25 protein-coding genes and 2 pseudogenes are annotated in these 25,531 nt (G+C 31.6%); all 27 read right to left on the bottom strand.

Annotation, left to right across the window (positions count from 1 at the left end; all coding sequences use genetic code 11):
* Positions 1-126: 126 nt before the first annotated feature.
* Complete coding sequence (locus LA20531_RS07325; RefSeq protein ID WP_056940735.1) at positions 127-519, bottom strand: hypothetical protein; 393 nt, start codon at positions 517-519, stop codon at positions 127-129.
* 83 nt (positions 520-602) lie between these two features.
* A pseudogene (locus LA20531_RS07320) lies at positions 603-872 on the bottom strand (MerR family transcriptional regulator); the annotation flags it as partial.
* A 32-nt stretch (positions 873-904) separates the two neighbouring features.
* Positions 905-1,804 (bottom strand): DUF6414 family protein, encoded by a 900-nt coding sequence (locus LA20531_RS07315; RefSeq protein ID WP_056940733.1) that lies wholly within the window; start codon positions 1,802-1,804, stop codon positions 905-907.
* Positions 1,805-1,982: 178 nt separating this feature from the next.
* Positions 1,983-2,588: a hypothetical protein gene (locus tag LA20531_RS07310; protein ID WP_099202325.1), complete on the bottom strand. Its 606-nt coding sequence runs from the start codon at positions 2,586-2,588 to the stop codon at positions 1,983-1,985.
* Positions 2,581-3,760, bottom strand: a pseudogene (locus LA20531_RS07305) (IS256 family transposase). Before LA20531_RS07305 ends, LA20531_RS07310 begins: the two are co-directional and overlap by 8 nt.
* A 240-nt stretch (positions 3,761-4,000) precedes the next feature.
* The gene (locus LA20531_RS07295; protein ID WP_056940429.1) at positions 4,001-7,315 is read right to left on the bottom strand and encodes a YobI family P-loop NTPase; all 3,315 of its coding nucleotides are present in this window, start codon (positions 7,313-7,315) and stop codon (positions 4,001-4,003) included.
* Between the two features lie 419 nt (positions 7,316-7,734).
* A complete protein-coding gene (gene tnpC, locus LA20531_RS07290; RefSeq protein WP_236692594.1) occupies positions 7,735-9,063 on the bottom strand; it encodes an IS66 family transposase in 1,329 nt (442 codons plus the stop codon).
* Positions 9,017-9,247 carry an IS66 family transposase gene (locus LA20531_RS07285; protein ID WP_005725993.1) on the bottom strand — a complete coding sequence of 77 codons (231 nt, stop codon included), beginning with the start codon at positions 9,245-9,247 and terminating at the stop codon, positions 9,017-9,019. Before LA20531_RS07285 ends, tnpC begins: the two co-directional genes overlap by 47 nt.
* Positions 9,248-9,311: 64 nt before the next feature.
* The gene (gene tnpB, locus LA20531_RS07280) at positions 9,312-9,659 is read right to left on the bottom strand and encodes an IS66 family insertion sequence element accessory protein TnpB (RefSeq protein WP_005718145.1); all 348 of its coding nucleotides are present in this window, start codon (positions 9,657-9,659) and stop codon (positions 9,312-9,314) included.
* Positions 9,656-9,832, bottom strand: coding sequence for a hypothetical protein (locus LA20531_RS11250; RefSeq protein ID WP_013438122.1), 177 nt, complete (start codon positions 9,830-9,832; stop codon positions 9,656-9,658). Before LA20531_RS11250 ends, tnpB begins: the two co-directional genes overlap by 4 nt.
* A 155-nt stretch (positions 9,833-9,987) precedes the next feature.
* Complete coding sequence (locus tag LA20531_RS07275; RefSeq protein WP_056940430.1) at positions 9,988-10,263, bottom strand: hypothetical protein; 276 nt, start codon at positions 10,261-10,263, stop codon at positions 9,988-9,990.
* Between the two features lie 281 nt (positions 10,264-10,544).
* Entirely contained in the window at positions 10,545-12,008 is a 1,464-nt protein-coding gene (locus LA20531_RS07270) for a flippase (RefSeq protein WP_056940431.1), read from the bottom strand.
* Between the two features lie 29 nt (positions 12,009-12,037).
* The gene (locus LA20531_RS07265; RefSeq protein ID WP_056940432.1) at positions 12,038-13,030 is read right to left on the bottom strand and encodes a glycosyltransferase family 2 protein; all 993 of its coding nucleotides are present in this window, start codon (positions 13,028-13,030) and stop codon (positions 12,038-12,040) included.
* A gap of 24 nt (positions 13,031-13,054) precedes the next feature.
* Positions 13,055-14,053, bottom strand: a complete 999-nt coding sequence (locus LA20531_RS07260) for a glycosyltransferase (protein ID WP_056940433.1) — start codon at positions 14,051-14,053, stop codon at positions 13,055-13,057.
* A gap of 9 nt (positions 14,054-14,062) precedes the next feature.
* Complete coding sequence (locus LA20531_RS07255) at positions 14,063-15,160, bottom strand: hypothetical protein (protein WP_056940434.1); 1,098 nt, start codon at positions 15,158-15,160, stop codon at positions 14,063-14,065.
* 137 nt (positions 15,161-15,297) lie between these two features.
* Complete coding sequence (locus LA20531_RS07250; RefSeq protein WP_056940435.1) at positions 15,298-16,266, bottom strand: DUF6625 family protein; 969 nt, start codon at positions 16,264-16,266, stop codon at positions 15,298-15,300.
* A gap of 18 nt (positions 16,267-16,284) precedes the next feature.
* Complete coding sequence (locus LA20531_RS07245) at positions 16,285-17,385, bottom strand: glycosyltransferase (protein ID WP_056940436.1); 1,101 nt, start codon at positions 17,383-17,385, stop codon at positions 16,285-16,287.
* A complete protein-coding gene (locus tag LA20531_RS07240; protein ID WP_056940437.1) occupies positions 17,382-17,948 on the bottom strand; it encodes an acyltransferase in 567 nt (188 codons plus the stop codon). The genes LA20531_RS07245 and LA20531_RS07240 overlap by 4 nt, the downstream gene beginning before the upstream one ends.
* Entirely contained in the window at positions 17,945-18,730 is a 786-nt protein-coding gene (locus tag LA20531_RS07235; RefSeq protein WP_056940438.1) for a glycosyltransferase, read from the bottom strand. Before LA20531_RS07235 ends, LA20531_RS07240 begins: the two co-directional genes overlap by 4 nt.
* Positions 18,731-18,751: 21 nt before the next feature.
* The gene (locus LA20531_RS07230; protein WP_056940439.1) at positions 18,752-19,402 is read right to left on the bottom strand and encodes a sugar transferase; all 651 of its coding nucleotides are present in this window, start codon (positions 19,400-19,402) and stop codon (positions 18,752-18,754) included.
* A 119-nt stretch (positions 19,403-19,521) separates the two neighbouring features.
* Positions 19,522-20,292, bottom strand: a complete 771-nt coding sequence (locus tag LA20531_RS07225; protein ID WP_056940440.1) for a tyrosine-protein phosphatase — start codon at positions 20,290-20,292, stop codon at positions 19,522-19,524.
* Between the two features lie 2 nt (positions 20,293-20,294).
* Positions 20,295-21,077 carry a CpsD/CapB family tyrosine-protein kinase gene (locus tag LA20531_RS07220; RefSeq protein WP_056940441.1) on the bottom strand — a complete coding sequence of 261 codons (783 nt, stop codon included), beginning with the start codon at positions 21,075-21,077 and terminating at the stop codon, positions 20,295-20,297.
* A 15-nt stretch (positions 21,078-21,092) separates the two neighbouring features.
* Positions 21,093-21,968, bottom strand: coding sequence for a YveK family protein (locus tag LA20531_RS07215; protein ID WP_056940442.1), 876 nt, complete (start codon positions 21,966-21,968; stop codon positions 21,093-21,095).
* A gap of 15 nt (positions 21,969-21,983) precedes the next feature.
* The gene (locus LA20531_RS07210; protein ID WP_014566171.1) at positions 21,984-23,039 is read right to left on the bottom strand and encodes an LCP family protein; all 1,056 of its coding nucleotides are present in this window, start codon (positions 23,037-23,039) and stop codon (positions 21,984-21,986) included.
* A gap of 188 nt (positions 23,040-23,227) precedes the next feature.
* The gene (locus tag LA20531_RS12000; protein ID WP_136860935.1) at positions 23,228-23,404 is read right to left on the bottom strand and encodes a DUF1828 domain-containing protein; all 177 of its coding nucleotides are present in this window, start codon (positions 23,402-23,404) and stop codon (positions 23,228-23,230) included.
* Between the two features lie 167 nt (positions 23,405-23,571).
* The gene (locus LA20531_RS07205) at positions 23,572-24,732 is read right to left on the bottom strand and encodes an RNA-guided endonuclease InsQ/TnpB family protein (RefSeq protein ID WP_099202317.1); all 1,161 of its coding nucleotides are present in this window, start codon (positions 24,730-24,732) and stop codon (positions 23,572-23,574) included.
* The gene (locus LA20531_RS07200) at positions 24,707-25,327 is read right to left on the bottom strand and encodes an IS607 family transposase (RefSeq protein ID WP_099202376.1); all 621 of its coding nucleotides are present in this window, start codon (positions 25,325-25,327) and stop codon (positions 24,707-24,709) included. Before LA20531_RS07200 ends, LA20531_RS07205 begins: the two co-directional genes overlap by 26 nt.
* Positions 25,328-25,531: the final 204 nt, after the last annotated feature.

The raw sequence follows: 25,531 nt of genomic DNA, 5'->3' as shown, positions 1-25,531 counted from the left end.
ATATATTAATATTAGCAGACTATCTATAAATACTGAAGAACAAATAATTTTTACACAAAAAAAGCCACGCAATTGTCATCTGACAATCATGTGACATTTCATCTATTAATTCATCTCATTACAAAATTACTTAACTTTCCAGTATGTATACTTATCTAAAATAGAAGAGGCTCCATGTACTCTCAAATACTTCCGACCATTCTTATATCCAAATTTAAAAGTAATAGTGGGACTCTTGAAACTATCCCGTTTATATTGATAAACGTTTTTTCTCAACTTTCTTGAATATATTCTTTTAGCTGGAGAAACGGCAGCTCCGTTATCAGGCATATAATATACATTCTTTTTTTGAATTTGAACTGTAATTTTTAATTTTGCATTATGATAATTTCCACGAACTGCTGTCGGTACTGATCTATGCCATCTAGCTGCTTGAACTGGTTTACTAAACGAAATACTCAAAAAAATTACTGATAATATTGCTATCAAAATAATAATAGTTTTTTTATAAATTTTCATTTCTACTCCCCAATATAAAGTTAAAACTTAATTCCAATCTATAAAGATTAGGTCAAAGGTCTTTCTAAATAGTATTTTACAGCAAGACGCTTTTGAATTTGGAGTGAATTGCGGAGTAATTGCTTATCCCCTGATCCAATCGTCATTTCACGAATATCGCTGAGTGAAAAACCAAGATACTTTAATAGTAGAATCTGTTGCAACTTGGCAAAATCTTGGTCTGTATATAGCCGTGCACCACCTTTAGTGTGCGTTGCCGGCTTTAATAAATTCTTCTGATCATAGTAGCGAATTGTACGAATTGAAACATGCGCCTTCTTCGCAAATTCGCCACTTGTGTAGTATTGAGACATATTTTTATTTTCCTCAATATAATCCAAAAACCTTAGATCTCGTAATACATAGCTAACGGCTTAATAACTAGCATTCCAACTTTAGCAATAGAAAAATTAAATAATAATACATTAGCAATTGAAGAACTTATTTGACCAATATCATTTACTTCTGCTTTCATTGGATTTTCTTTCAATTCATTTTCTATAATACCTAAAATATGCATTTTTCTTGGACTGTTTGCAATACTGGTTAATTGAGCAGGATTCATCCTAAAATTTTTAATTTTTGTATACGCTATACAGTCATCTCCAGCCAAGACTATCGTATTTGGAAATACTTTCTTGCCATATTCACCAAATAAATTTATGTAATCTAATCCATTTAATCCATCAATATTATCAGCCTTAATTTCTCTAATTTCTTGATTTCGTTTTTGCTTTAAGGAAGGATTCTTTGCAATTGCTTTTCTATATTTTTCTTTCACTTCATTAATATCATCTTCCATACCGATTTGCATAACTTTTTTTAATAACTCATGATCAGTGGAATTAGATATAGTTTCAAAATCATACAACTTGGGAGACTCCGTAATATTCACAACATCTCCTACAGTTATATCGTCATATTTCATTTTTATTTTACCTTGAAGATTTTCTTCTAATAAGGTAACTATATAATCATTTAATACTGTATTAATTGCAGTTTGATCCGTGTTCTCAATACCCTCGTCTTTAGTCGAATTATAATGCAGTGTCAGACTTCCTTCAGCCTTAGCTAAAAAAGGTATCTTTCCCTCTCCTCCACCTTTAGTTTCACCACCTGTAGTTGTGGAATGACTTAAGGTATTTGAATTTGATTCTGTAATCGTTTTGCCCGTTGTTACTCCTTTATTTTGTTGTGCCAGCAGTGAATTAATTTCAACATCGTCTATGTATAAATATTCTCTCATTTCATTTTTCCATTTCTATTAATCTAATAGGATTAATACCACATATAGATACTTTTCATTTACCAGCACAGTATATAGTATTCAAATAGTTTTTTCTATATTTTACATTATCAATTTTATATTATGTTTTGATCTACCTTTTTCCGTTTTAAAATATCTATCAAAAAGCAATATAATTCTACATTTCCGGACTTGGCAACAAATTCAATCTTTGTTCCAACACTAATCTATTAACGATATTTTCACCATGTTGATCGGATAATGTTTGACCATAAGAAGTCAACAAATTAACTATATGACGAAGAACGGTTCTCTCTGATTCTCTATCTTTTAAACTCTCATTATGAGTATGGTAATAAAAATCTAGTTCAACATTGCTGTTATATATATCGTAAAGATCAAACAAAGTTTCAAAATAAGAGTAATCTGCTCTACCCAATGAATGTCCAAAAAATACAAGTTTATCTACCTTACTTTGAAATTGATGATCTTTACCTCTCATTAAATTAACATTATTATCTATTAATCTAAATGACTTAGTAAATATAATTCTTGGATCATCCAGATTTAGGGTTTGATGATTACCAGCAGATAAAATATCATGACCATCTACACCAAAAATAGGAGCTGATAATTTACCACTCTTTATATTATATATTTTATAAATTCCCATTCTTGTACTATTATCGTTCCAGTTAGCAATACCATGAATATTGAAACTGTCAAATAGTTTGTGTAAATAGATCTTTCTCGTAAATTGATTTTTTAATTTTTTCTTAGTCAAAGTAGGATTCCAATGTATCCTGCACTTGGCCGAAGCCTTTATGGATTCGGTTGAAGTAGCGATCATTGTAGCTTATTGCCTGAATGCCAATGAAAGTATCAAGCGACTGCTCGCTTGGAAACTCTGCTTTGGGCTTTGCCTTGCGTTTAACGACATTGTTAAAGGATTCAATCATGTTGGTGGAATAGATTGAGGGTCTGATCTGTTTGGGATAGTTGTAAAAGACCAATAGATCAGGCTCAATGTCTTTTCGATTCCTAATGACATGATTGTATGCCTTGTTCCATTTGTCATAGAATGCATGAAGAGTTTGTACAGCGGCTGTCTTGTTAGGCTGCCTATGAATCTGCTTGAAATCGTTCATGATTGTCTCACGATCGTCAACACGCACTTTATTGCAAATATTGCGCATGACATGAACCAGGCAGCGCTGAAAATGTGCTTTGGGATAAGTCTTTGCCAGAGCTGTTTTCATGCCGACAACACCGTCAGACAAGAGAAGCTCGACTTGCTTCAAACCCCGCGATCTCATGTTTTGAAGCATTTCAGTCCAAACTTCGACGTTTTCGCTGGGTGCTATGCAGTAGTCGATTACTTCTTTATGGCCATTGGGCCTGATGCCGATGGCAATATAGACGGCTTCACGCTCAAACGTTTCTCGGCACAGCGGAAGATACGTTGCGTCAAGATAAACGCAAAAGAAACTGTCGCTAAGCTTGCGTTTGTGATAGGCTTCAACCTTTGGAATCATTTGCTTGGAAATATTTGATACCTGAGCCGGACTGTAATGGCTGCCGTACATCTTTTCAATCAGATCGGCTATTTCTCTGGTAGTGACGCCTTTGGCATAAAGCTTGATAATCATGCTTTCCAGGACGTCCGAGTGCTGCTTGTAGTCAGGCAGAGTGTGCTGATGAAATTCGCCGTTTCTGTCTCTGGGAACCTGAATTTCGATCTGGCCAAACTGCGTATCAACCTTGCGATAATAGATGCCGTTTCTGGAATTGCCAGAGTTCCATCCGCTTTTTGCATAAGGATCACAGCCTAAAAAGGCAGTCAATTCAGCTTCAAGCAATTGATTAACTGCAGTTTGAATTTCCTTGCGCAAAAAATCATTAACTTTGTCTTGATTATTGGAGTGCTTGAGCCATATTTTTGGTAAAATCATTCATGAAGGAGTTCTTCTTTCTGTATGTTGTTTTTTTGTTCAATCCAATCATACGAGAAAGGAACTCCTTTTTCTAATGTTTTCAGAAATTAATTTAAGGAATCATTCATCCTTACACAAACTATTTTACAGTCCCATCTTTTTAAATCTATATCACTTAATTCGTGTAAAAATAACCACATAATCATAACGTGGTTATTTTTACAATCATATCTCTTAACTGTTTACACCTATATCCAACATACTAAATTAACCATAATTTAAACTTCTTTAAAAAGATAAATTTATTAGTCCCCTTCTTTTTAAAACTTTGAGGGATATTGTTATACAGTAAATTAAACTGATCTTTATATTCGTCTATTAATTCTTTATTAACCACTTCATGTTTCCCATCAAATACCCAAGTTTTAATAAAAATAGGAGTATTAAATATAAATTGACTAACTTCTTCCCTAGAGAACTTTTGTTTAAATCTAAGATCAGAAAAGATTCTATTTATTATTAAACCGCGGTTATCCTCAGATAATGATCGAAATTGCATAATGTGTCTGATAACCTTTGCATTTTTGGTTTTATTCAGCATTATTTTTATTGATTCATTTGAACAATCTGATTCAGTAAAATTTAGATTTTCTTGATTATCAATCATGTCAACAATTTCAGTTTGATACCGACTTCTTTCAAGATAATCCATAATGAATTTCCAAAGTCTTTCATAGAAGAAATCAGAAATATTGTCTTCATTCTCATATTTCCATGCATACTCTAATGCAATTTGTTTATCATCAGCATACAGATTTTCAAATATTTCTTTGCTATAAATCAGTTTATCAGCTTCAATCAGTCTCTTAATAAATTTACTATCAATCGATTTTTCATTAACTAATTGAACAAAATTAATGCTATTCAAAAATTCAGATATATCACTTGTAGATGATATTACATTTTTATTTGAATAAAGTGTTAATATTTTGACATCATAACTTTGTAATTCATGCTTATCACTCAATAATTTATTAAAATACTTAGCCAATTCAGTTAAACTAGTTAATTTATATTGATTAATGGAAGAATAATAACTAAATATATTATCTTTTATAAACTCATCATCAAGATGATAAATATCTTTATTTTTCAATAATTCACTAAAATCTGTATGTAAAAGTTGGTTCATAATAATTTCAAAATTCTTTGTATTCTTTTGATAATTATTCTTCTTTACAAGACTTACTAAAGCTCGAGAACTACCTTGAATAAAAGTTAAATCTTCAAATTGATAATCAATATTGCTAAGTTTTCTTAAACTTAATTTATTTATTTCTCTCACATAAGCAGGGAGATCTAATACGGAATCTTTATTTAATAAAGCCTTAAATTCTTCATCATTGTTAGAACTTAAATAGATCAAAATTGCTTCTATAATATTTTGACTATTAGGATATGCATCACTATTAACACTTGTATCACCAATTAATTTATAAAAATTTGGCCATGCATACATTATAGAATGTATAAAGATAGATAGAAGTTCTTTACTATTTGTAAAATACTCTACCTTCTTTATCACATTAGAAATTATATCTATATCATCTAATTTTCTTGCAGTTTGCAATATTTTAGCAATCTCACTTGGAATAATAAAATCTTCTATTTCTGATATCAAATCTTTAGACGATATTAAATTAATAATTAAATCGGATGAATACGCAAATTTATAATTTGCTCCAGCCGAATCTAATTCTTTTCTTACTTCTTCTGCATTATCCAATTTCTGATCTTTATTATATAAATGATAACTTAATACATTTTGAACAAATATCCGGTCAGATAAAGATAAAGTATATGCACTTGAGGATATATATTCACAATAAGTTGGATCTAATAAATCTTCTATAAGTAAATAGCGGATCAATTTTTCATCATAAACGAGAGCTATACTTTGTTTTAACAAATGTCGTTCTTGGGAATCTAGCTCCTTAAAATCTTCGGTTTTCTCTACTACTGTTACTAAATCATCTGTAGTGGGATATTTCTCAAGGAAATTCTTTATAATTTCACTATACTTTTTATCCTCTATCTCTGCTTTAGAAGTATCTAACGATTTCAAATTTGAAGCTTGTTTGGTCGCTTCTTCTTTATCAATTTCATAAAAGATAAATCGATTTTGCATTAAGCAACTTATTTTAGAGGTACCATTTATAATATTTTCAAAGTCCTCTGGATATTCATTTTTATAGACCACTACACCTAATAATTTATCAATTGAAATATTCCTATCAGATAATTTTTGAGCATATGTAGCAACTTCAGATATAATACTTACTATTTCTCTTGTATCATATATAAAGTTACCCAGTCCATCCAAATACTTTTCATCAATCTTACCGTCATATATCTCATCATTATTATTAGATTGGGATTTCTCACTATCATTTCTTCTTAAAATACGGTAATTCCTAATTTCATCTTTAAATCTTCCCTTAGAATTTTGAAAACTAGTAGTCGGCATAAGCGAAATAATATAATCAAAAAATTTACTTTTTAATTCAGCAGCATTACCGTTATCAGTTTCTCCATCATCATCATTTTCATCAGATTTAATATTCTCATTAGCAGAAGTAACTCTTTGATTAAAAACTGAATCTTTCAAAGTATAAATAAAGACAATACGTTGTTTACCTTTGTTTAAGTTTATATTCAACTGTCGTAACCGTTGAAAAATAAGTGGTTGATTATATCTATCTAGATCTTCAAAAATTACATATTTTATTCTACTTTTTTTAAAATAATACTTTAGTTCATCTCCATAAAGGAGCAACAAGTCTTTATTAACAACATTTGGATCATCAGACTTGTATTGACCTGAAAGTTCTATTTTATTTCCAAAATTACTTGATAAAGTCCAAGAAATTTTAGAAAAATAATGCACACAAAAATAAAAAATACAAAATCCTAATACGAGACCAAGAAATACGAAAGTTTTAGCACTATTTGATAAGCTATTATAATACTGAAAAATATCAGTTAGATCATTTAGTTTCTTATTAAATAGTGCTACTCCAAGTGAAATAAAAGTTGCGATTAATATATATGCTATTCCTATACTCCAAAAAGGATATTCTTTTAATCTTCTAATTTTTGAATCAGGATAGTACCAAGGATTGGAACTAAATAAAAGTTGCCCAATAATATCTTTCTCTAGTTCAATTTCGGATTCTTTTCCTTCCTTTTTTAAAAAGAAATTGGGCAAATTAATAAAACTAAAATTTGTTTTATTCTCTGTAATATCTTTTCTTGCTTTTTTCCTTAATTCATATTCAGATACTGGAATATCTGACTCTTTTTTTAAATAATCCATATGCTTTTGAGTAAAAAAGCTTAAAAGAAAACTAGTTTTACCAGTATCATACGGAGCGGATATTGCTATATTAGTCACCCTAGTATCGTTTAATGCATTTTCTAAATTATCCCACTCAGGCTTACAAATTTCTCGATTCAAAAAATCATATGGATAAAGTGCACCATTAATTGCATCATTATATTTTAGTTTACTATTCATGTTGTATATCTCTATTTTCTATAGGTTGCTTAATTACTGTTTATAAATATATTTTTGTTAAAATAAATTGTCGCTTTTCTCCCCATAAGCCATTTAATTACTTCTACTTGTACCATCCTTAATAAGAACTATTCAGGATAAAAGAAAAGATGGGAAAATTCATCTCTTATTCTTAATCAATAGTCAAATAATCTTGATTTGACCTGCGTTGTAATCTCTTTGTTTATTCATTCACACAGCAACTATACCTTAAAATATCCATATCACTAAAAATGCCCCAATAACCTCTCACTGAAGATTACCAGAGCCACACTTTACTAACACTCAAATTATACAACATTATTGTAAGTGTCAAATAAAATAGTGTACTTAAAAACCGTCCCAGTTACTGTTATACTGAGACGGTTATTTAAGTTCTTTTATTTACAATTTATCTGGATCTTCTCTTGCCACGGTAAATAAGCTTCAAGGGTTTCCGAATCCAGAATCTCTTCATTCGGTAATTTCTGAAGCAAATAATTCAAGTACTTTTCAGGATCAAGGCCATTTCTCTTGGCAGTTTCAATTAAGCTTAGAATAAAGCCACTTGCAGTAGCACCCTCAAAACTTTGAGAAAATAACCAATTCTTCCGGCCCATGACGAGTGATTTTACAGCGCGTTCGGCCTTATTGTTAGATAATTCTAAATTGCCATCAAGCAAGACATGCTCAAAAGTAGCTTGATGCTTGAGGGTATAATTAATGGCTCTTCCCAATTTAGAGCCTGGCAAAACGGTGATTTTATTTTTCTCACACCAGTTGAAGAACTCTTGCATCAGAGGCTTGAGCTTTGCTTGTCTTAGCTGGTAACGTTCTTGTTTGCTCAAATTCTCCCAGGTTTGTTCTAAGTAAAACATGCGATTGCAGTAGTTGAGTCCTTTTTGGGCAAGGGACTTTTCAGAAGCCTGTTGTGGTACGGCTTCGTGAAACTTTCTTCTAACATGAGCCCAGCAGCCAACTAAAGTTGCTTTCGGCAATTGCTCATAAGCCTGCCACATATCACAGTGCAAATAACCGGGATAGTTTCCTAAAAAGTTTAAGGCAACCTTGCCACTCCGGGAAGGATCATGATGATAGAGTGTAATCCCGTATTGATCATGTTTGCCTGAAAGGAAGACCCAATAGTAAGTCTTGATTGTTTTACTTTCTAAGACTGTGTAATAAGTTTCATCGGCATGTAAAATTGGCCGCATTAACAGCTTTTGCTTAAGCAGATCATACACTGGTTTAAAGTAGTATTGACTGCTTTTCAAATCCCAATAATTTAACATCTGTCTTGAAACTTTTAGTCCCATCTTCTTCCAGTCGCTTTCTTGGCGATAGTCCGGCACCTTCATTTCATATTTTTGATAAAGTGAATGAGCGATGAGTGAAGCTGAACCTAGACCATGGTTTAGGGGAGCTTTAGGTACTGCAGCTTTAATGATCTTGTCGCTATAATTTCTTTGACTGCAATATTTACATTTGTAAGCATGTTGGATATGGTCTAGCCTTTTAAGTTGAGCTGGGATAAACAATAATTCTTGGCGAACTGACTGCTTGCCTATCTCAATCAGTTCATGATGACAATCAGGACAATGCTTGTCGCCTAATTCATGGTGAACCTCTTCAGCTGGAAGGGCAGCTAGTAAGTCAGCACGCTTTCGTTTGTGAGCTTGTCTTTTATAAGTAATAGTCTGAACGGCGGCGTCGGGGACGTTCTCCGTCATCTTGAGCATCAGGTTCATCAAAGAGACTTGTTTGTCCATTTAAAGGCATTTGTTCTGAAGATTTGCCATAACGTTTTTGCGTTAAGTAAGCTACTTGTTCACGGAGGAGCTTGATTTCATCAGTTAAGTTTTGAATAGTAGTTGCTTGTTGTGCAATAATCTTTTCCAAATTTTCTTGTGACATGAGTTAAACTTCCTCCTAAATTTATTAGTTAAAAGAATATCAAAAAAGCGTGCGATGTCAAGTGTTAGTAGAATTCGCACGCTTTCGTGTTCTTTATTTTTGGATTGATTGCGAAGCCCTTCATTAGCCAGTCGACCTGCTCAGAAGATAAAGCTTGAACTTCATTTTGATTCCTGGGCCAGTTCAATTTTCCATTTTCAAATCTTTTGTATAACAGCCAAAAACCTTGTCCGTCCCAATAAAGGGCTTTGAAGCGGTCCTTGCTTCCGCCGCAAAAGAGGAAGACTTTGCCGCTAAAAGGATCAAGTTCAAACTGTTCTTTGACTAAAGTTGCTAGTCCATCAATGCCTTTACGCAGATCCGTCTTGCCGCAAACGATATAGACTTGCCCTAAGTCACTGAGCTTAATCATGGCAAGACTTTCTCAAGCAGCTTATTCATAATTTCAGTATCTAAACTACTGTAGAAGTTCAGTTCTAAGTCATTCTTCTTTAAACTAAGCAACAGATTATTGCGTGGTGGACGAGCCTTCTTAGGCTTAGAAGAGTGGCCAAGTGCCACAATGGGTTGTTGTTTTTCGATCATATTCTTAACCTCCATTAAATTGATGAGATTAGAATACCTGAAAAATACGGACTAAAAAAGATACTCGGTTATATGACGCTTACGACGCTTACTTTACAGCAAAATATCAACCAAAACAAAAAGCGCATCCCAACAGGGATGCGCCCACCTTCCATTTACTTTCTATGAACCCAATAATCTTCAAGTTCATCTAGATCGGTTAACAATGCGGTTTGCTCTACAGTAAGAGTGCCTTTATTTTCGAGAGATACTAATTCGTGGTAGCAATCTTTGAATATCTCTTCTAATTCTGTAGCCGTTATAACAACTGAACGAGTTTCACAAAATCGATTCAGATCATCTTGCGTCTTCTTAAAAACTTCATTATTAGATACAATCTCATTCAAATCGTTTCTGAGTTTCTCTAGTAAGCTTGTCTCAGTATTTTCCATAATATTCCCCCAAGCCGAATATTTTCTTTAATTCTGGATAACCTTTCACATATTATCAAAATCAAAGCAAAATTCCACATTCATCCTATCTTCTGTATTAGTATCTGAAATTATAATTTCGACATCAATTGATAATGGATAAAAAATCTTCTGTAATAGCTATAGTAATCTAATTGGAAACATCTGGAGCAATAATCACATCTCTGAACCAATCTAAACATGCTTTACGTGTTTAAAAATAGAGTCAAGCAATTAATCACTTGCCTCTATTTTTAAGGGTATTACAACTTACTCTTTAAAATTATCTTAGCTCTATCAAGCATGGAATATGCATTCTTGTTTCCTAACAATACAAGAATTGCACCATACATAATGATAGAAAGAACTACTGAAAAAATAGTTTTAAGAATCATAAATTCAAAACCAAAATCACATAACAAACAAACAACTACAATTCCTACACATCCAACAATAGAATCAAGCAGATTTTTTAACGTATCCTTCTTTAAAATTACCGGTTTGATAATATCCCAACATGAGTAGCCATTCATAATCATAACAGTAAATTCAGCTATTACCGTACTAAGGGATGTACCATCATATGACATAAATGGAATTAAAATAAAGTTCAAAATTATATTTTCAATAGCAGTAATAATTGTATTACGTAAAACTAAATTTTCTCTTTTAGCAGGAATTAATACACAATCTGAAAAAATCCAAGAAAAAATTGAGAAAATTATTGCCCATGAAATAATGCGAAGTGAATTTACTGATGGTAAGTATTTTTCACCGGCAATAATTAAAACCACTTCTCGACTAAGCATTATTAAACCAACAGAAGCAGGTAAAACAAGAATTCCTAAAGAATCTAAAACTTTAGATAGAACTTTGTTGTATTCACCAATACGTTTCTGTCCCCATAGGAACGCCAAACGAGGAATTGTAACTGTTAACAAAGCCGACAATAATCCTTGAGCTATTTGATAAATTTTAACCGAGGTGCTATATATTCCTACTGCATAATCATCTTTTAATAAACCTAAAATAGTTGTATCCGAAGAAACATAAATTGTAACTGCTATAGCAGAAGCGAATATTACTAAAATAGGCTTTAGATGATATCTCCAATTAGTTTTAGTTGTTAGTTTGATATGAACAAAACTTCTTGCATGTATAAAATTCAGTAAATTAGATCCAACAGCCGAAAGAACTGTAATGGCAGCATAAATTAAATAATCTTCTGGTTTTCTAACCAATAAAAACAATAGAACAATCGAAATCACTTTAAAGATTATACTTCTTATTGTTATATAAGCATAATCCTCATAGATTGTATAAATCCACTCTGTTCCTAAAGTAGTAAATAATATTTGTAAGCTAAAAATTAATATACACGAAATGTAATTATGTAAATTTTGAAATATTATTAACGAACCAAATAACAATAGATAAGCTATTACTGTTGCTATCATATTTAAACTGAAAATTTGACTCGAAAATTTATCCATTTCATTTTTATTTTCCCGATATTTTGCACCTTCACGAATAGCATAAGTTGCTATCCCCAAACCAGCTATTAAAAGAAAATAACCAATATACGTAATAGAGAAATTATAAATACCAATTCCTTCAACTGAAAGCACTCTTGATACATATGGGAAAGTAATCAATGGAAATAACAAATTTAAAACACTTCTTATACCATTAAGCAGTGCATTTAATCCTAATGATTTTTTTTTCATATTTTTATAAATGTTTATTATAATATATTCTATTTAGTAACTTGGAGACATTTTTCAACTAATTTTGGAAACAAAGTATATAACTTAACAAATAAATACACTTTTTTACCATCACTTATTTTAGGTGTATGTGAACGTACATATTTTTTTGCTTCTTCATACATTTCATCCTTAGTTTTACAATATTGATTAGTCCATATTACATAAAAGGCTTCATCTGCTAAAAAATATCGACTTGCATTTTTATAAGCCCGTGTATATTTTCTTTCTTTAAAGAAATCTAACTGTTCACTTCTAGCACGTATAGATTCCTTTAATAGATTTATCTTTTCCTGAGGATCTTTTACATGTATTGTACTATTTGGATGCTGTCTATAAAAATATAAGCAATCGTTATATAAACAAATTTTTTGTGCTAACTGAAAGTATCTATACAATACAGCAATATCTTCATATCGTCTTCCAATAGGAAACTTTATATTTTGAAATAATTTTCGTCTAAAAATTTTATTCCACATATAATTACCTATTTCTTCAGTTGTAATATAATACATCGCATCTGATTTAGATAACGCTATTAATTTATTTTCTGAATAAGTACCAGTATGATTTACTTCATTCCTAATGTCATCATCATTATTAAACATTTTATATCTAAACATAATAATGTCAGCATCTTCACTATTTTTAATATTTGATAATAAGATAGATAAGTAATCCGTTCTAACTACATCATCACTATCCACAAATGTTATCCATTTACCATTTGCAAAATTTAATGCATTGTTTCTAGCCACTGATTGTCCTTGATTTTTTTGGTGAATTACTTTGATAAAGGAATATTTTGAAGCGTATTGATTACAAATATTTCCACTATTGTCTGTAGATCCATCGTCTACCAATATAATTTCCAACCAACTATCTAAATCATCCACGTTTGAAATAATACTATCTATTGAATCAAAAATATATTTTTCCACATTATACACAGGGACGATAATTGATAACGTCTTTTCTTTCATAAAAATTTCTCTTCCTTAAATTAGCTATTGCTTCAATCTATTTAATTTCAGATCATCTATTAACACTATTAAATGTGGGAAAAACATAACTAAAATAGTAGCAATTTTAGTTTTAAGTTGTACTGTATGACTATGTAAAATCAAAGAACTATTTTTAAATACTATCTTTCTTATTTTTCTTATTGTAGCTAAATTTTTGTTATCATGAAGATACAACCATCTCAAATAATACATATACTGTTTTGCTAAGTTAACCTTTACAATACTTGCAGCAACTGGATTTACACAAGAGATTAAATCATAGATTTTTTTCCAAACCTTTATACCATCATAAAACACTTTTTTGGAATTTTTATTATTACTAATCATACCGTTACTTAAACTACTATTATGTAGATAATAAATGTAAGTATGCTCATTTCCTATATATACTTTATTAGTATGTATTACGTACTGAACATTAAAAAGCAAGTCTTCTTGCATGATTAGATTTTCTTCAAAATGCAAGTTATACTTTTTTATTATTTTTGTTTTCCAAAGTTTATTCACTAAAAAGCCCTGAGGACCACCATCCGAAATCATATATGGTAAATAGTCTTTAGAGCTTTTTTCTCCTGTTAAATAATCTGAAGCAGATTTTACTTTGTCATTTAAAAATCTTTGTTCTATTCCTGTCACGCTCAAATCGACATCTTTAAAAGAATATCCTTTTATTAAACTCGACAAGTAATTTGGCTTCACCTTATCGTCAGAATCTACAAAAGTAACATATATTCCTTGCACTAATTTAAGAGCTGTATTTCTAGCAGCAGATGGTCCCATATTAGTTTGACTTACGACTGTAACATAAGATAAAGAATTATACTTGTTTAAAATTTCTAAAGTCTTATCAGTTGAACCATCATTCACAATAATAATCTCAAATTTCTTATATTTCTGATCTAAAAGACTCTGTATACAATTATCGATTGTATTTGATGCATTATATGCCGCTATTATTACTGAAATAATTATATCTCTCATTTTCTAACCTTATTTATTATCCATCTTTAATGTATTTAACGTAATCAATGAGGAAACTGCCAAAGGTAATAGAAATGAAGCCTTACCATTCATTACCTGTGTTTCACTGAAATAATATAATGTCATGACTAAAATAGTACATATATAAAATTGATTATTAGTATTATTTTGTTTTGCTACCTTATTCAATAAATACATTAAACTAAATATTAATATTGAAAAGCTTACTAAGCCATATAAAAATACTCCTAGAGCATATAAACCATCTGCAGCATAAATATCCCAACCATAACCTACGGACGGATCAAAGTAAAAACCTTTTGAAATAATAGCTTGAGGGAAGAGTGTAATATGATAAAAATTCCAATCAGAACTCCAAATAGAAATTCTACCTGATAAAAAAATGTTTATATCACTGATCCAATTGATATTCCCATAATTTCGAGCAAAAAATAAACTTATAGCTATTAAAAAAAGTGGTAATAGAGTAATCAAATATAATTTAATATGAGATATTTTACCAAAGAAATTAGTTTCATAGATCAAGCCAAAAAACAAAATTAATAAAGCAGAAGTTCTAGAATTAATAACTTGCCCAGTAAAAATAAAGAAGATAATTAATATTATCCAATCTATAAAAACATTTGTTTTTTTACTATGTATAAAATGTATAGCAGCTAATGCAAAACACAAGAGTAAATATCCCGTAGTATTTTTACTAATAAGTAAATAATTCTGACCACCCAAAATGGCCTCAATTATGAATACTATACTCATAGAGTATAAAAATATTTCTATAATATCATAATATGGTAAAAAGCAACATAGAATACACATCAATAAAGTTATAGGCATTTCTTTAAATGTACACAGAAAAAGAACAATCATTAAAATTATGCCGATAATATATATATTAGATGTCTTAAAAAAATATTTCTTATAGGACATTAGAAAGCATGATATCAACAGTAACATTAATCCAACTGAAGTTATCGAAATTATCCAAGAAGGAACTTTCAATCCTCTTATTCCTGTTAAACAAAAAGATATTATAAATATAGCAAATGCTACTCTATAAAATTTTTTAGCTTTGGAAATTGTTATCATATAATTATCCTTTTACATCTTACTAATTTTTATCCTTTACATATATTTTTCAAATATTATATATCTAATATTTGAAAACTTAATTTGTTAAAGTTCTCTGCATACTCTACTCCATCCACTCAAATGAAAATTTAAAATTACTTTTCGCTATTAATAAAACTTACTCGTTTTTTTAAATAAGACATATTTAGATTCTTAATAATATGATTTACACGGTACTTTAAATAAAAATTTTTCCATCTTTTTTTCTCTTCATTTGAATTATTATACTTCTGCTCATTTGTAAAATAATTCGGAAAAATATATATTTTTTTATTTAAATCTATATCTTTAAAAATCATTGGGCGTTTTTGAAAATGGGCATATAATAAATTTATAATACTGTTATTTTCCTTCACAGCAGATAAATTACCCTTATCGTAAATAAAATATCTGATTTTTGAACCCGAAGTCATTTCGAAATTAAACTTTCCCGGCAAAATATCAGCAAACAAACTCAAATTATCATATTGTTTCAGTATTTTGGTTTTATCAATTCCCCAGGAAATGCCTCTACCTTTGTTTTTTCCAAATCCCCATTCATCAAATCCATATATTTCTTTATCAGTCAGTACTCTTTTATACTCAGGAATTGCTGGATCTGAAAAATTATGCAAAACTATATTATTTACATTTTTATCATTACGATAAAATGTTAAATGCCCATGAGTAAAAATTCTATCATACTGTTTAAATACATCATTTTTGATAAAAGAACTCAAATTACCAAAAACAATATCTGAGTCAAAATATCCCCACCAATCTGATTTCTTTAAGTAATCCTCAAAAATTATTCCATAAAATGGTTTTAAATCACATAATTTATAAGGAGTGTATAAATTAACATTTACTCTTAGCTTACTTGAAGCCAATTCACGTATATTAGTTAAAGTAGTATATTCTATGGAAATATTAGACGAAGTATTGGACTCTAATGCTTCATCTTTGATATTCGTAAATATTAAAAATTGAATATCAATATTCTTTTTCATAGAATCTATTAATAATGGAAATGTATTTGGAAATTTTTTACCAAAATAAGGTAAAATCAATGTTATTTTGTTCATTAATAAAAAATTCAGCTTTCACTTAAACATACTTTTTGTTAATTCGTTCCAATTATCGAAATTTTTAAATTCTAACTTAATGTTGTGTTTATCCAATTTATAGTCAAATCGATAAGAGAATATAGCTTTTTTCATTTGTTCAGATAAAGATATAAAATCATCAGGATTCACATATGCGACATTACTATATTTTTCAGCAGTTTCATGAGCATAAGGTAAATCAGATAAGATAATTGGTCTACCCGTTTGCTTAAATTCAGTAACTGGCATTCCCCATGTTTCTAACTTAGACATAAACACAAGACAATCTAATCTTGAATAATAATCATACAAACTTTTTCTAGACTGTAATCCAATAAAATTCAAATTAGAAACATTTCCATACCTTTTTTTCAATAATCCAGAATATTTATTCTCTGTACCATCTAAAGTGATAAATACTTCAAATTTATTCTTTAATCCCTCTTCATTTAATTTTTTTGTTGCTTTACATAAAGTCTCAAAATTTTTAAAAGGCCTTGGAAATGAAGGATAAATGAAACTATATTTCTTGCTTTCTTTATTTACTCTGGGGATCTCTTGAGTAGAGACAGATGGTTTAGCAACAATTATATTATCCAAATGATACATTTTCTTAAATGCATCTGCCATCCAATTTTGCTGAACAATTACTGCTGTATTCTTATGGATATTTATTCTATATAAGTATTTATAGAATTTAGAAAATAAATAATATTTCCAACCATATTTTGCTTCACTTAGCTTCATATTATAAAAAGGGCTAGGATTATGACAATATACGTATCTTTTATCAGCTACCACATTCGGAGTAATATCATGCAATGAAAGCCATATATCTGGCTTTATTTTTTTAGACAATTTTTTAAAATAAAAATATTCGTAATAAAGTCGATTTATCCAATGCTGCTTAGATTTAGGAAATTCTATTATCTTAAAATAAGGCCAGTATTTTTTAAATAAATTTTTCCTAGAAACTAAAAGAATGAAATTGTTTCTTTCATATTGTTTCGTTGAAACAATGGCATTTAGTAGATCATCATATACAGACTTGGCACCACCATCAACTATATTAATTCCCGATATAACAATAGTTTTCATTTAATCGATTCCCACTTATTGGTTGTTTTATTATATTTTTTTACTACCCTAGCAGGAGAGCCTACTAAGATGCAGTAATCATCATACTTTCCTGCTTTTACTACACTATTAGCTCCGACAACACAGTGCTTTCCAAGTTGAGCTCCAGCCAATATCACCGAACCGTAGCCTATAAAGCAACCCTCGTCAATACTAGTTTCTTTGTAGATCAATGGTTGTCTTAATATACTTTTATCTAACTCATAATACGTATGATCATTATTAGATATTAAGACATTAGCAGCAATTGTAACTTGATTACCGATCTTTAAATCACCTTTATAAGATGTTATTTGAAGATTTTGACCAATACTTACATCGTCACCAATAGTAATCTTACCTTGAGAATCTACAATTTCAGCGCGTAATCCAGGATAAATTCTGACTTTATTTCCTATTCTTATATTTTTAGCATTATTTGAAATATTTGTAGTTTTTCCAATATATGTAAGGTTTCCACATTTACCAAATCTAAATTTAAAGAATAAAGCTCGTATGGCCCAACAATATTTTCTTAAATTCATTTTGATCCCCATTTTTTAAAATACTTAGCCATAGACTGAATATGCCACTTCATCAATTTAGGATTCTTGTGTGATCCCTTTTCCCACAAATGAATTACAGAAGTATATGGGAAATATTCCAAAGTTGAAACTTGATTTATTCTTTTACAAAGATCAGCATCTTCAACATACATGAAGTATCTTTCGTCAAAACCCTTTAATTGCTTCATCAGATCAGTTCTAACTACTATGAAGCTACCTTGACCAAATGGAACTTTAAATGGTTTAGAGAAATCTTGATCCTGCATAGTATGGTAAGCCCTTCTTTTTTGGAAAGAATTAAATGGATGGAAATAGCGAATAAATACGTCCCATATTGTTAATTCTCTACGATACACAGGTTCAATTTTATGGTTTTTATCAATTAGTTTTGGAATAACCGCGCCAATTTTAGGATTTTCTTTTATATATGGAATTATTTTACTGAACGAATCCTCAATTAAAAGAATATCTGGATTGCAAATAACAAAAAAATTGCTTTGCGCCTTATGCAAAGCAATATTGTTAGCTTTACCAAAGCCCAAATTGGCTTTATTTGCTATAAGAGTTACATTATCTAGTTTAGAAAGCTGATTAATATCCTTGGAATAGTCTTTTCTATTTTCATCCTCGGTGTTATCAACTACTAATATTTCTTTACTATAATTAGGAGTAAATTTATTAATTGTATTTACCGCATTAATTATTTGATTGTAATTCTTGTAAGCTACGATTGAAAAAGTCAAATCTTTCGTTTTGTTCACGCTATATGTCCTTAAATATACTTAATAAGCTCCATTCGGATGAATCATAACCAACACGGTTTTAACGATTAACTTAAAGTCCTCAAACAATCCAGAATGGTTGATATACACGATATCAAGCCAGACCATCTCGTCAAAGTCAGCTTCATTACGCTTGGTAGCTTGCCATAACCCTGTACATCCCGGCATCACAAGCAATCTCTGCTTATCATAATCGGTATACTCTTCTACTTCTGATGGTAGAGGCGGACGTGGTCCAACAAGAGACATGTCACCGATTAACACATTCCAGAGCTGTGGCAACTCATCAAGACTATATTTTCTAATAGTATGCCCAATCTTAGTAATTCTTGGATCATCCTTAATCTTGAACATTGCACCTTCAATTTCGTTTTGATCTTCCAGTTGATCGATCATCTGATCGGCGTTAACCACCATTGAACGAAATTTCCACATTTTGAATGGCTTTTCATTCTTTCCAATTCGTTCTTGCGAATAGAATGCTGGTCCACCGTCTTCATGTCTTATTTTTATTATTAAAAATAAAAATAATGGAGACAGCAGAATCAATCCGATTGCACTCGCGATAATATCACACAATCTTTTCACTGCGTGATAAACATACCGCCCATGCACTTTAGCCGGATTAACTTTTAGTTTCTCCATTACCATCATTTTTCCTCTTACCCTCAATGTCATATATTTATAGTACTTTTTTGTAAAATAAACCCACTTTTCAGTCAATATAGCACAAATATTCAGCTAATGGCACAAATCTGCAGATTTGCAAATTAAAATAGCCAAAATTTTTTCTTTTTGCCAAGCGGTCGCCAATCTAGTTGCACATTGTCCCCATTTACAAATGCGCGAGCATTATCTTGGTACTGCTGAGCAAGATCACTCCCGAACTCCTTGCTCAACTTTTTTAATGCTTCACTATATTGGTATTGCCTTTTTGGCAAATCGTGCGCATCCGAAGCAAAACAGGCACATTGGCCTGCTTCGATAAACTTGCGTGACATTTCTTCAATTTTCTTGCCAAAAGTTCCAACATATGAACTAGCAGTAATTTGAACTAGACAACCTTGTTCAATCAATTCTTGCAAGATGTGTGGCTCCTTCAAAATCCTACTGTTACGTTCCGGATGCACAACAATTGGTGTAATACCACGTTGTTGAATGCTAAAGATCATATCTTTAGCATAAGTTGGTACATCATCACTTGGAAATTCCAATAACATGTATTGTCCCTCTTCATCTAAGAAGAGAATGTCATTATTGTCGAGTGCTTCAGGTAAATCTCCTGAGATACGCACTTCTTGCCCAGGAAATACTGTTAATGGAATCTTTGCCTCATCAAGCATATCTTGAAAGTTTTCAGTTAACCGAATCACGTCTTTTTTATGATTAATGTATTTACCATTTAACGTATGTGGTGTACACACCGCATGTGTCACACCATCTTTTACAGCATCCCTTGCCAACTTAATTGATGTTTCCCAATCTTTTGATCCATCATCAATCCCTGGCAAAATGTGACAGTGAATATCAACTAAAGTCATAATTACTTCCTAAACTTAGAGAACAATCCTTTTTTCTTTGTATCTTCTTCTCCGTAGCCATAACCATAGCCGTATCCGTAACCATAGCCATAACCCGCATTATCAGAACTTACATCATTCATGACGTAACCCAAGATACGTGCCTTTGCAAATTCAAGCATTTCAACAGCACGCTTAATAGCCATCTTTTGCGTCTTACCTTGGCGAACTACTAAGACAACCCCATCTAAGTGACTAGCAAGTTCTTGTGTATCAGATACTTCAAGAACAGGAGCCAAGTCGATAATAACCAAATCGTAGCGTTCTTCGGTAAGTTTAACAAAGTCACGCATACGCTTAGAACCAATCAGTTCTGCTGGGTTAGGTGGCATCGGACCAGCCGTTAACACGTAAAGATTATCTACGCCACTCTCTTGTGCTACGCTATCAAGATCAACTTCCTTAGCAGTAGAAGAGATAACTGTACTAAGACCAACATGATTACTTAAGTTAAAGGTTGAATGCACTGTAGGTCTACGTAAGTCGGCATCGACTAATAAGACTTTACGACCTGCTTGAGCATAAGTGACAGCAACGTTAGCAGCCACGGTAGATTTACCTTCACTAATATTAGCAGAAGTAAATGCTAAAGACTTAATGTCATGATCCACTGCCATAAAGTTAATATTAGTACGAACAGTACGGAATTGTTCAGCTACTGGACTCTTTGGCTTAGCTACAGTGATTAACTTAGCACCATTTTTAATGGTTTCATCTGTACCACGCTTTTTCTTAAATAATGGCATTTTGTCCTCCTACTCTTATACTCTACGTCTCTTAGTTTGTCCACGATTAGTCATACTTGCACTCTTTTTAATAGTAAATGAAGATGACAAGTGGAAGTGAGCAATTTGACCTAAGTTAGTTAAGCCTAATTCACGAGTTAAGAATTCATCGTCACGGACAGTAGTATTACTCATTTCACGAATAATAACTACAGCTAAGCTCAATACTAAACCAACTACGAAGCCGGCTAGGGTAAATAGCTTAACGTTAGGTGATGATTGAACACCATTAGTACCATTTCCCACAATTGTTACATTATTGACACTCATAATATTAGGAATTTCCTTACGGAAAGTTTCAGCTACTGCATTTACTTCTGCCTTTGCCTTAGCTGGTGTATCAGCCTTAGCTGAAATTGAGAAGACTTGTGATTGTTGTTGGGTACCTACTGAAATACTCTTAGCAAGTTCTTTTGCAGAAACTGAATAGCTCTTGCCGCTTCGTTCAATTACAGCTGGGCGAGCTTTTCTCACTAATCTTCTTCTGCCGTTTTCATCAGTTCTGTACACTGCTTTTTGTGCCTTTTTCACAACAACAGTTGGATTAGCTAAACGATTAGAGGCTTCTGTCAAAATCTTGTTACTTGTTACGATGTCTTTATAAGTAGTAACCATCTGCATGTTAGCTTGTTGAGTCGCATAAGCTGCGTTTGGATCATTGTTACGACTCTTTTGGTTAACTAATAATTGAGCAGTTGAAGTATATTTAGGAGAAATTACAAATTCTGAAACTCCCCAGCCGACTAAGGCAAGACCTACACTCCATAGAATCAATGCCCAGATATGCTTACGGCAAATGCGTAATAATTGGGTAAGATCGATTGTATTTTCTTGTTCTTGTTTTTGTTCCATATCTCTTTCCTTATACTAGCGATTCATGACATAGCTGGCACTATTAGCAGCAACTCTTACCTTAGGAAGACCTAACGCTGCTCTTAATTTATCAGACACTCTTTGTCTTTCTTGTCTACTTACTACTTCGATTTCCATAGTACCAAACTTAGGATTCTGAGTTTGCTTACTTACACCCTGAGCATGATCTTGTGACAAGTTATCTGTTGCATTTCTATAATCCATCCCGATCTTGTACATTTGATTCATAGTCAAGTCAGTTTGCATTTCACTTGAGATTGAATTCAAGAATTTAGTATTAAGTAGTGTAGTAGGTGAGATAGACTTCTTAAGAAGTGCCATGACAACACGGCGATCACGGTCTTGACGACCATAATCTTGACGTGGATCCCCATGTCTAAGTTGAGCAAAAGCTAATGCCTTCTTACCATCCATATGGTAGGTCTTACCTTCTTGGAAGTGGTATCCCATATTGTCGAAAGTCAATGGTGAAGTTACATCAATACCACCAACTTGATCAATAGCCTTCTTAAGACCACCCATGTTGATCATAATGTAACCGTCAATTGGCACACTATAGTATTTATCCAGTGTCTTAACTGTTTCACCAACTCCGCCTAGTGTATAAGCTGAGTTAATCTTCGTTACTCCATATTGCGGGAAATCTGGGAAGATTGCATTTGAATCACGTGGAATAGATACAATTGACGTACTATTAGTCTTAGGATTAATTGCCATCATCATGATGGTATCAGTACGTCCTTTCCAGCTACGTCCCATTGCTCCAGTATCAGTACCGAGCAAAAGAATATTGATTGGTTTCTTCTGCGCTAGCAAATTATCAAGATTACGTCCCTTGTTGCTCTTAGTTGTCTTAGCAACGGGAGTATACATATTTTGCGTGGTATCGCGTAAGTTCTTATAAACCATACCACAAACAAAAAGTGCAATGACTACAATAACGCCGATCACAATCCAGAACCAACGCCAAAACTTACGATGGTGATGACGGTGATGTCTATGGTGGTGATGGCGACGTACATCATTATTTGGTTGATTATTTTCTGCCATTTTGATCCCCTTATTTATTTATACAACTTCCTTATTATATAACTGATACTAGCTTTTTTACAGGCTTGTAACGGCTTTCCACGTTAAATAATCGTGTTTTTTTCAAATATGTTGAACATGTAATACTAACTTCTTACATGCAATAAAAAAGTGCACTAGCCTTTTAGGTTAGTATACTAATATAAATATTATCTCTGTAGTTCTTTAATTATACTATTACGATTCTTTGCTTCAGCAAAATGATTAATATTTACAGTGGTCGTCAATTCATCATCTATTAATGAAATACCATATCCTCTTAACTGATTTATTAAGATGGTCTTTCTCTTTTTAGACTTATTTATATCTACTGCTATATAAAACATAGAAATATGTAGAAGAATACGAATTTTCTACATATCAGAAAGATATATTTTTCCTTTCTTTGTTTCATTTACTGTCGTCTTCACTAGTATTCTGATATTCCAAATAGGAGTAATCACATTGACTAGCTCTTACAGCTTAAGGACCTAGCCAGCCCTGTTTATTTTCTTTATTTTGCCAAAGCTAAAAGATTTAAAACTGCATTTTCATCTCGATCATTCTTGTAGCCACACTCATAACAGACATACTCATTATGTTTGGTACCATGCTTTTTATTGCCCTGCAAAGTGATCTTTTCCTCGCCTTTTTTGACATAACTGCACGCAGCACATCTTTGAGTTGATGGGTATGTTTTATCAGCCAAGATTAATTCTTGGCCATACCAATCACACTTATAAGTTAGTATTCGTCTAAACTTGCTAAAAAGTGATCTCTGCATTCCTTTTGAAGCTACATGCGTCATCATCATTTCTTTGACTGCCAAATCTTCAATTACAATTTGATCGTAATTATTAACAAGCTTAGTAGTAAATTTTTGTAATAGATCGTTTTGAATATTAGCTGCTTTGCGATAATCTCTTTGCAGTTTGGTTCTCACTGCAAAGTAATTATTTGATTTTGTAGCTAACTTACCGTTAACTTTTCTTTTACGTGCCAGCATTCTTTGATAATGCTTAATACGCTTATAAAGCTTTTGCAATTTAGCAGGCAAAATATTGATTTGCCCCTCGGTATAGTTAAAGTGGCCAACATTGACATCAACTGCTGTCTTTTGCTGGGTTTTAGCTTTTAGTTCAATTTCTTCTTCATAAGGAAGAGCCGCATAATAATTATCTTTTTCTTTGAAGACACTTACTACTTTGACTTCATCCATCTTTAGAGCTTCATAGCTTTTTAAATCAAACCAAGACTCTTTTGAAATGCTTCTTGGGCGATCAAGGCGAAGCTTACCATTAACGATCTTAGCTCTATCAGTTTTAAAGCCTTGTCTGGGAGCTTTCTTAGATTTAAAACTAGGTATTCCCCAATCAGGTTGTGACTTATCAAAGAAGTTCTTCCAAGCATTAGCTAAGTCTTTAATCGCTAATTGTAAACATCTGGCAGACAAATCATATTGCCAGTCGGCTTTATTTGCGACTAGTTCATCACGGACTCTGCGTTCGTTAGGATTGGGATTATCTTTTTTGTTTAATGTATGAGCTTCATACATTAATTGCCAAGTTTCTAAGCCTTTATTCCAGCAGTATCGACGATAGTCGCATAGAGCATCAAGATGCTTTTGCATGGTCTTATTAACTTTTAGCTTAACTACTTGTGTCTTGATCGTCATTTAAGTATTCGCCTCTAATCTTTTTCTTGTACTTTCTTAAGCCATATAGTCTGCATGAAAACACATGAATTATACTTATCAGATCATCAACCAGTTCTTTATCAGGACTAGTGTCAATATTATTCAAAACAATTATTTCAGTCCCATGCTTTTTACATAGGTTTTCAAACCAATCATAGCCAAAACGGATAAATCTATCTTTATAAGTAATATAAATTTTATCTATTTTATTGTTCATTACTTCGTCTAGAAGATTATTCCATTTTTGCCGTTTATAGTTTAAGCCGCTGCCAATATCGCTTATTTCTTCGTCTAATACGATACCTTGTGCGTTAGCGTATTGTCGAATATAGCTTAATTGATCTTTTAAGTCATCTTTTTGACCAGAAGTTGATACTCTGGCATAAGCAACTTGTTTTTTATTTGAGCATAGACTATTTTTGCTCAAATATTGATTTATTTGATCTTCTGTATAGAATCTGCGATTAGTAGGAGAGCGCTTAGCTTTAAAAATACCCTTTCGATCCCATGTTTGGAGGGTTCTAGTGGTTATTCCTAAACGATCAGCGACATCTTTAGGTTTTAAAATTGTCATAATATTCACTTCCATGTTTAACTTTCTAATGAATATTATGGTAAATATTTCTATAATTTTCTACAAATTTCCATATTTTTGTTATCAGTTAATTACCTGCTAACTCTTTTTATAATTATATCTACAACAATTACGAAAAGATATTATTATTTATTGGCAATAATATGTACTTAATAATTCACATTTTTTCAATTAACTACCCAT

This window comes from Lactobacillus amylovorus DSM 20531 (assembly GCF_002706375.1).
Classification (GTDB): domain Bacteria; phylum Bacillota; class Bacilli; order Lactobacillales; family Lactobacillaceae; genus Lactobacillus; species Lactobacillus amylovorus.
This window is presented reverse-complemented; position numbering and strand designations above follow the sequence as displayed.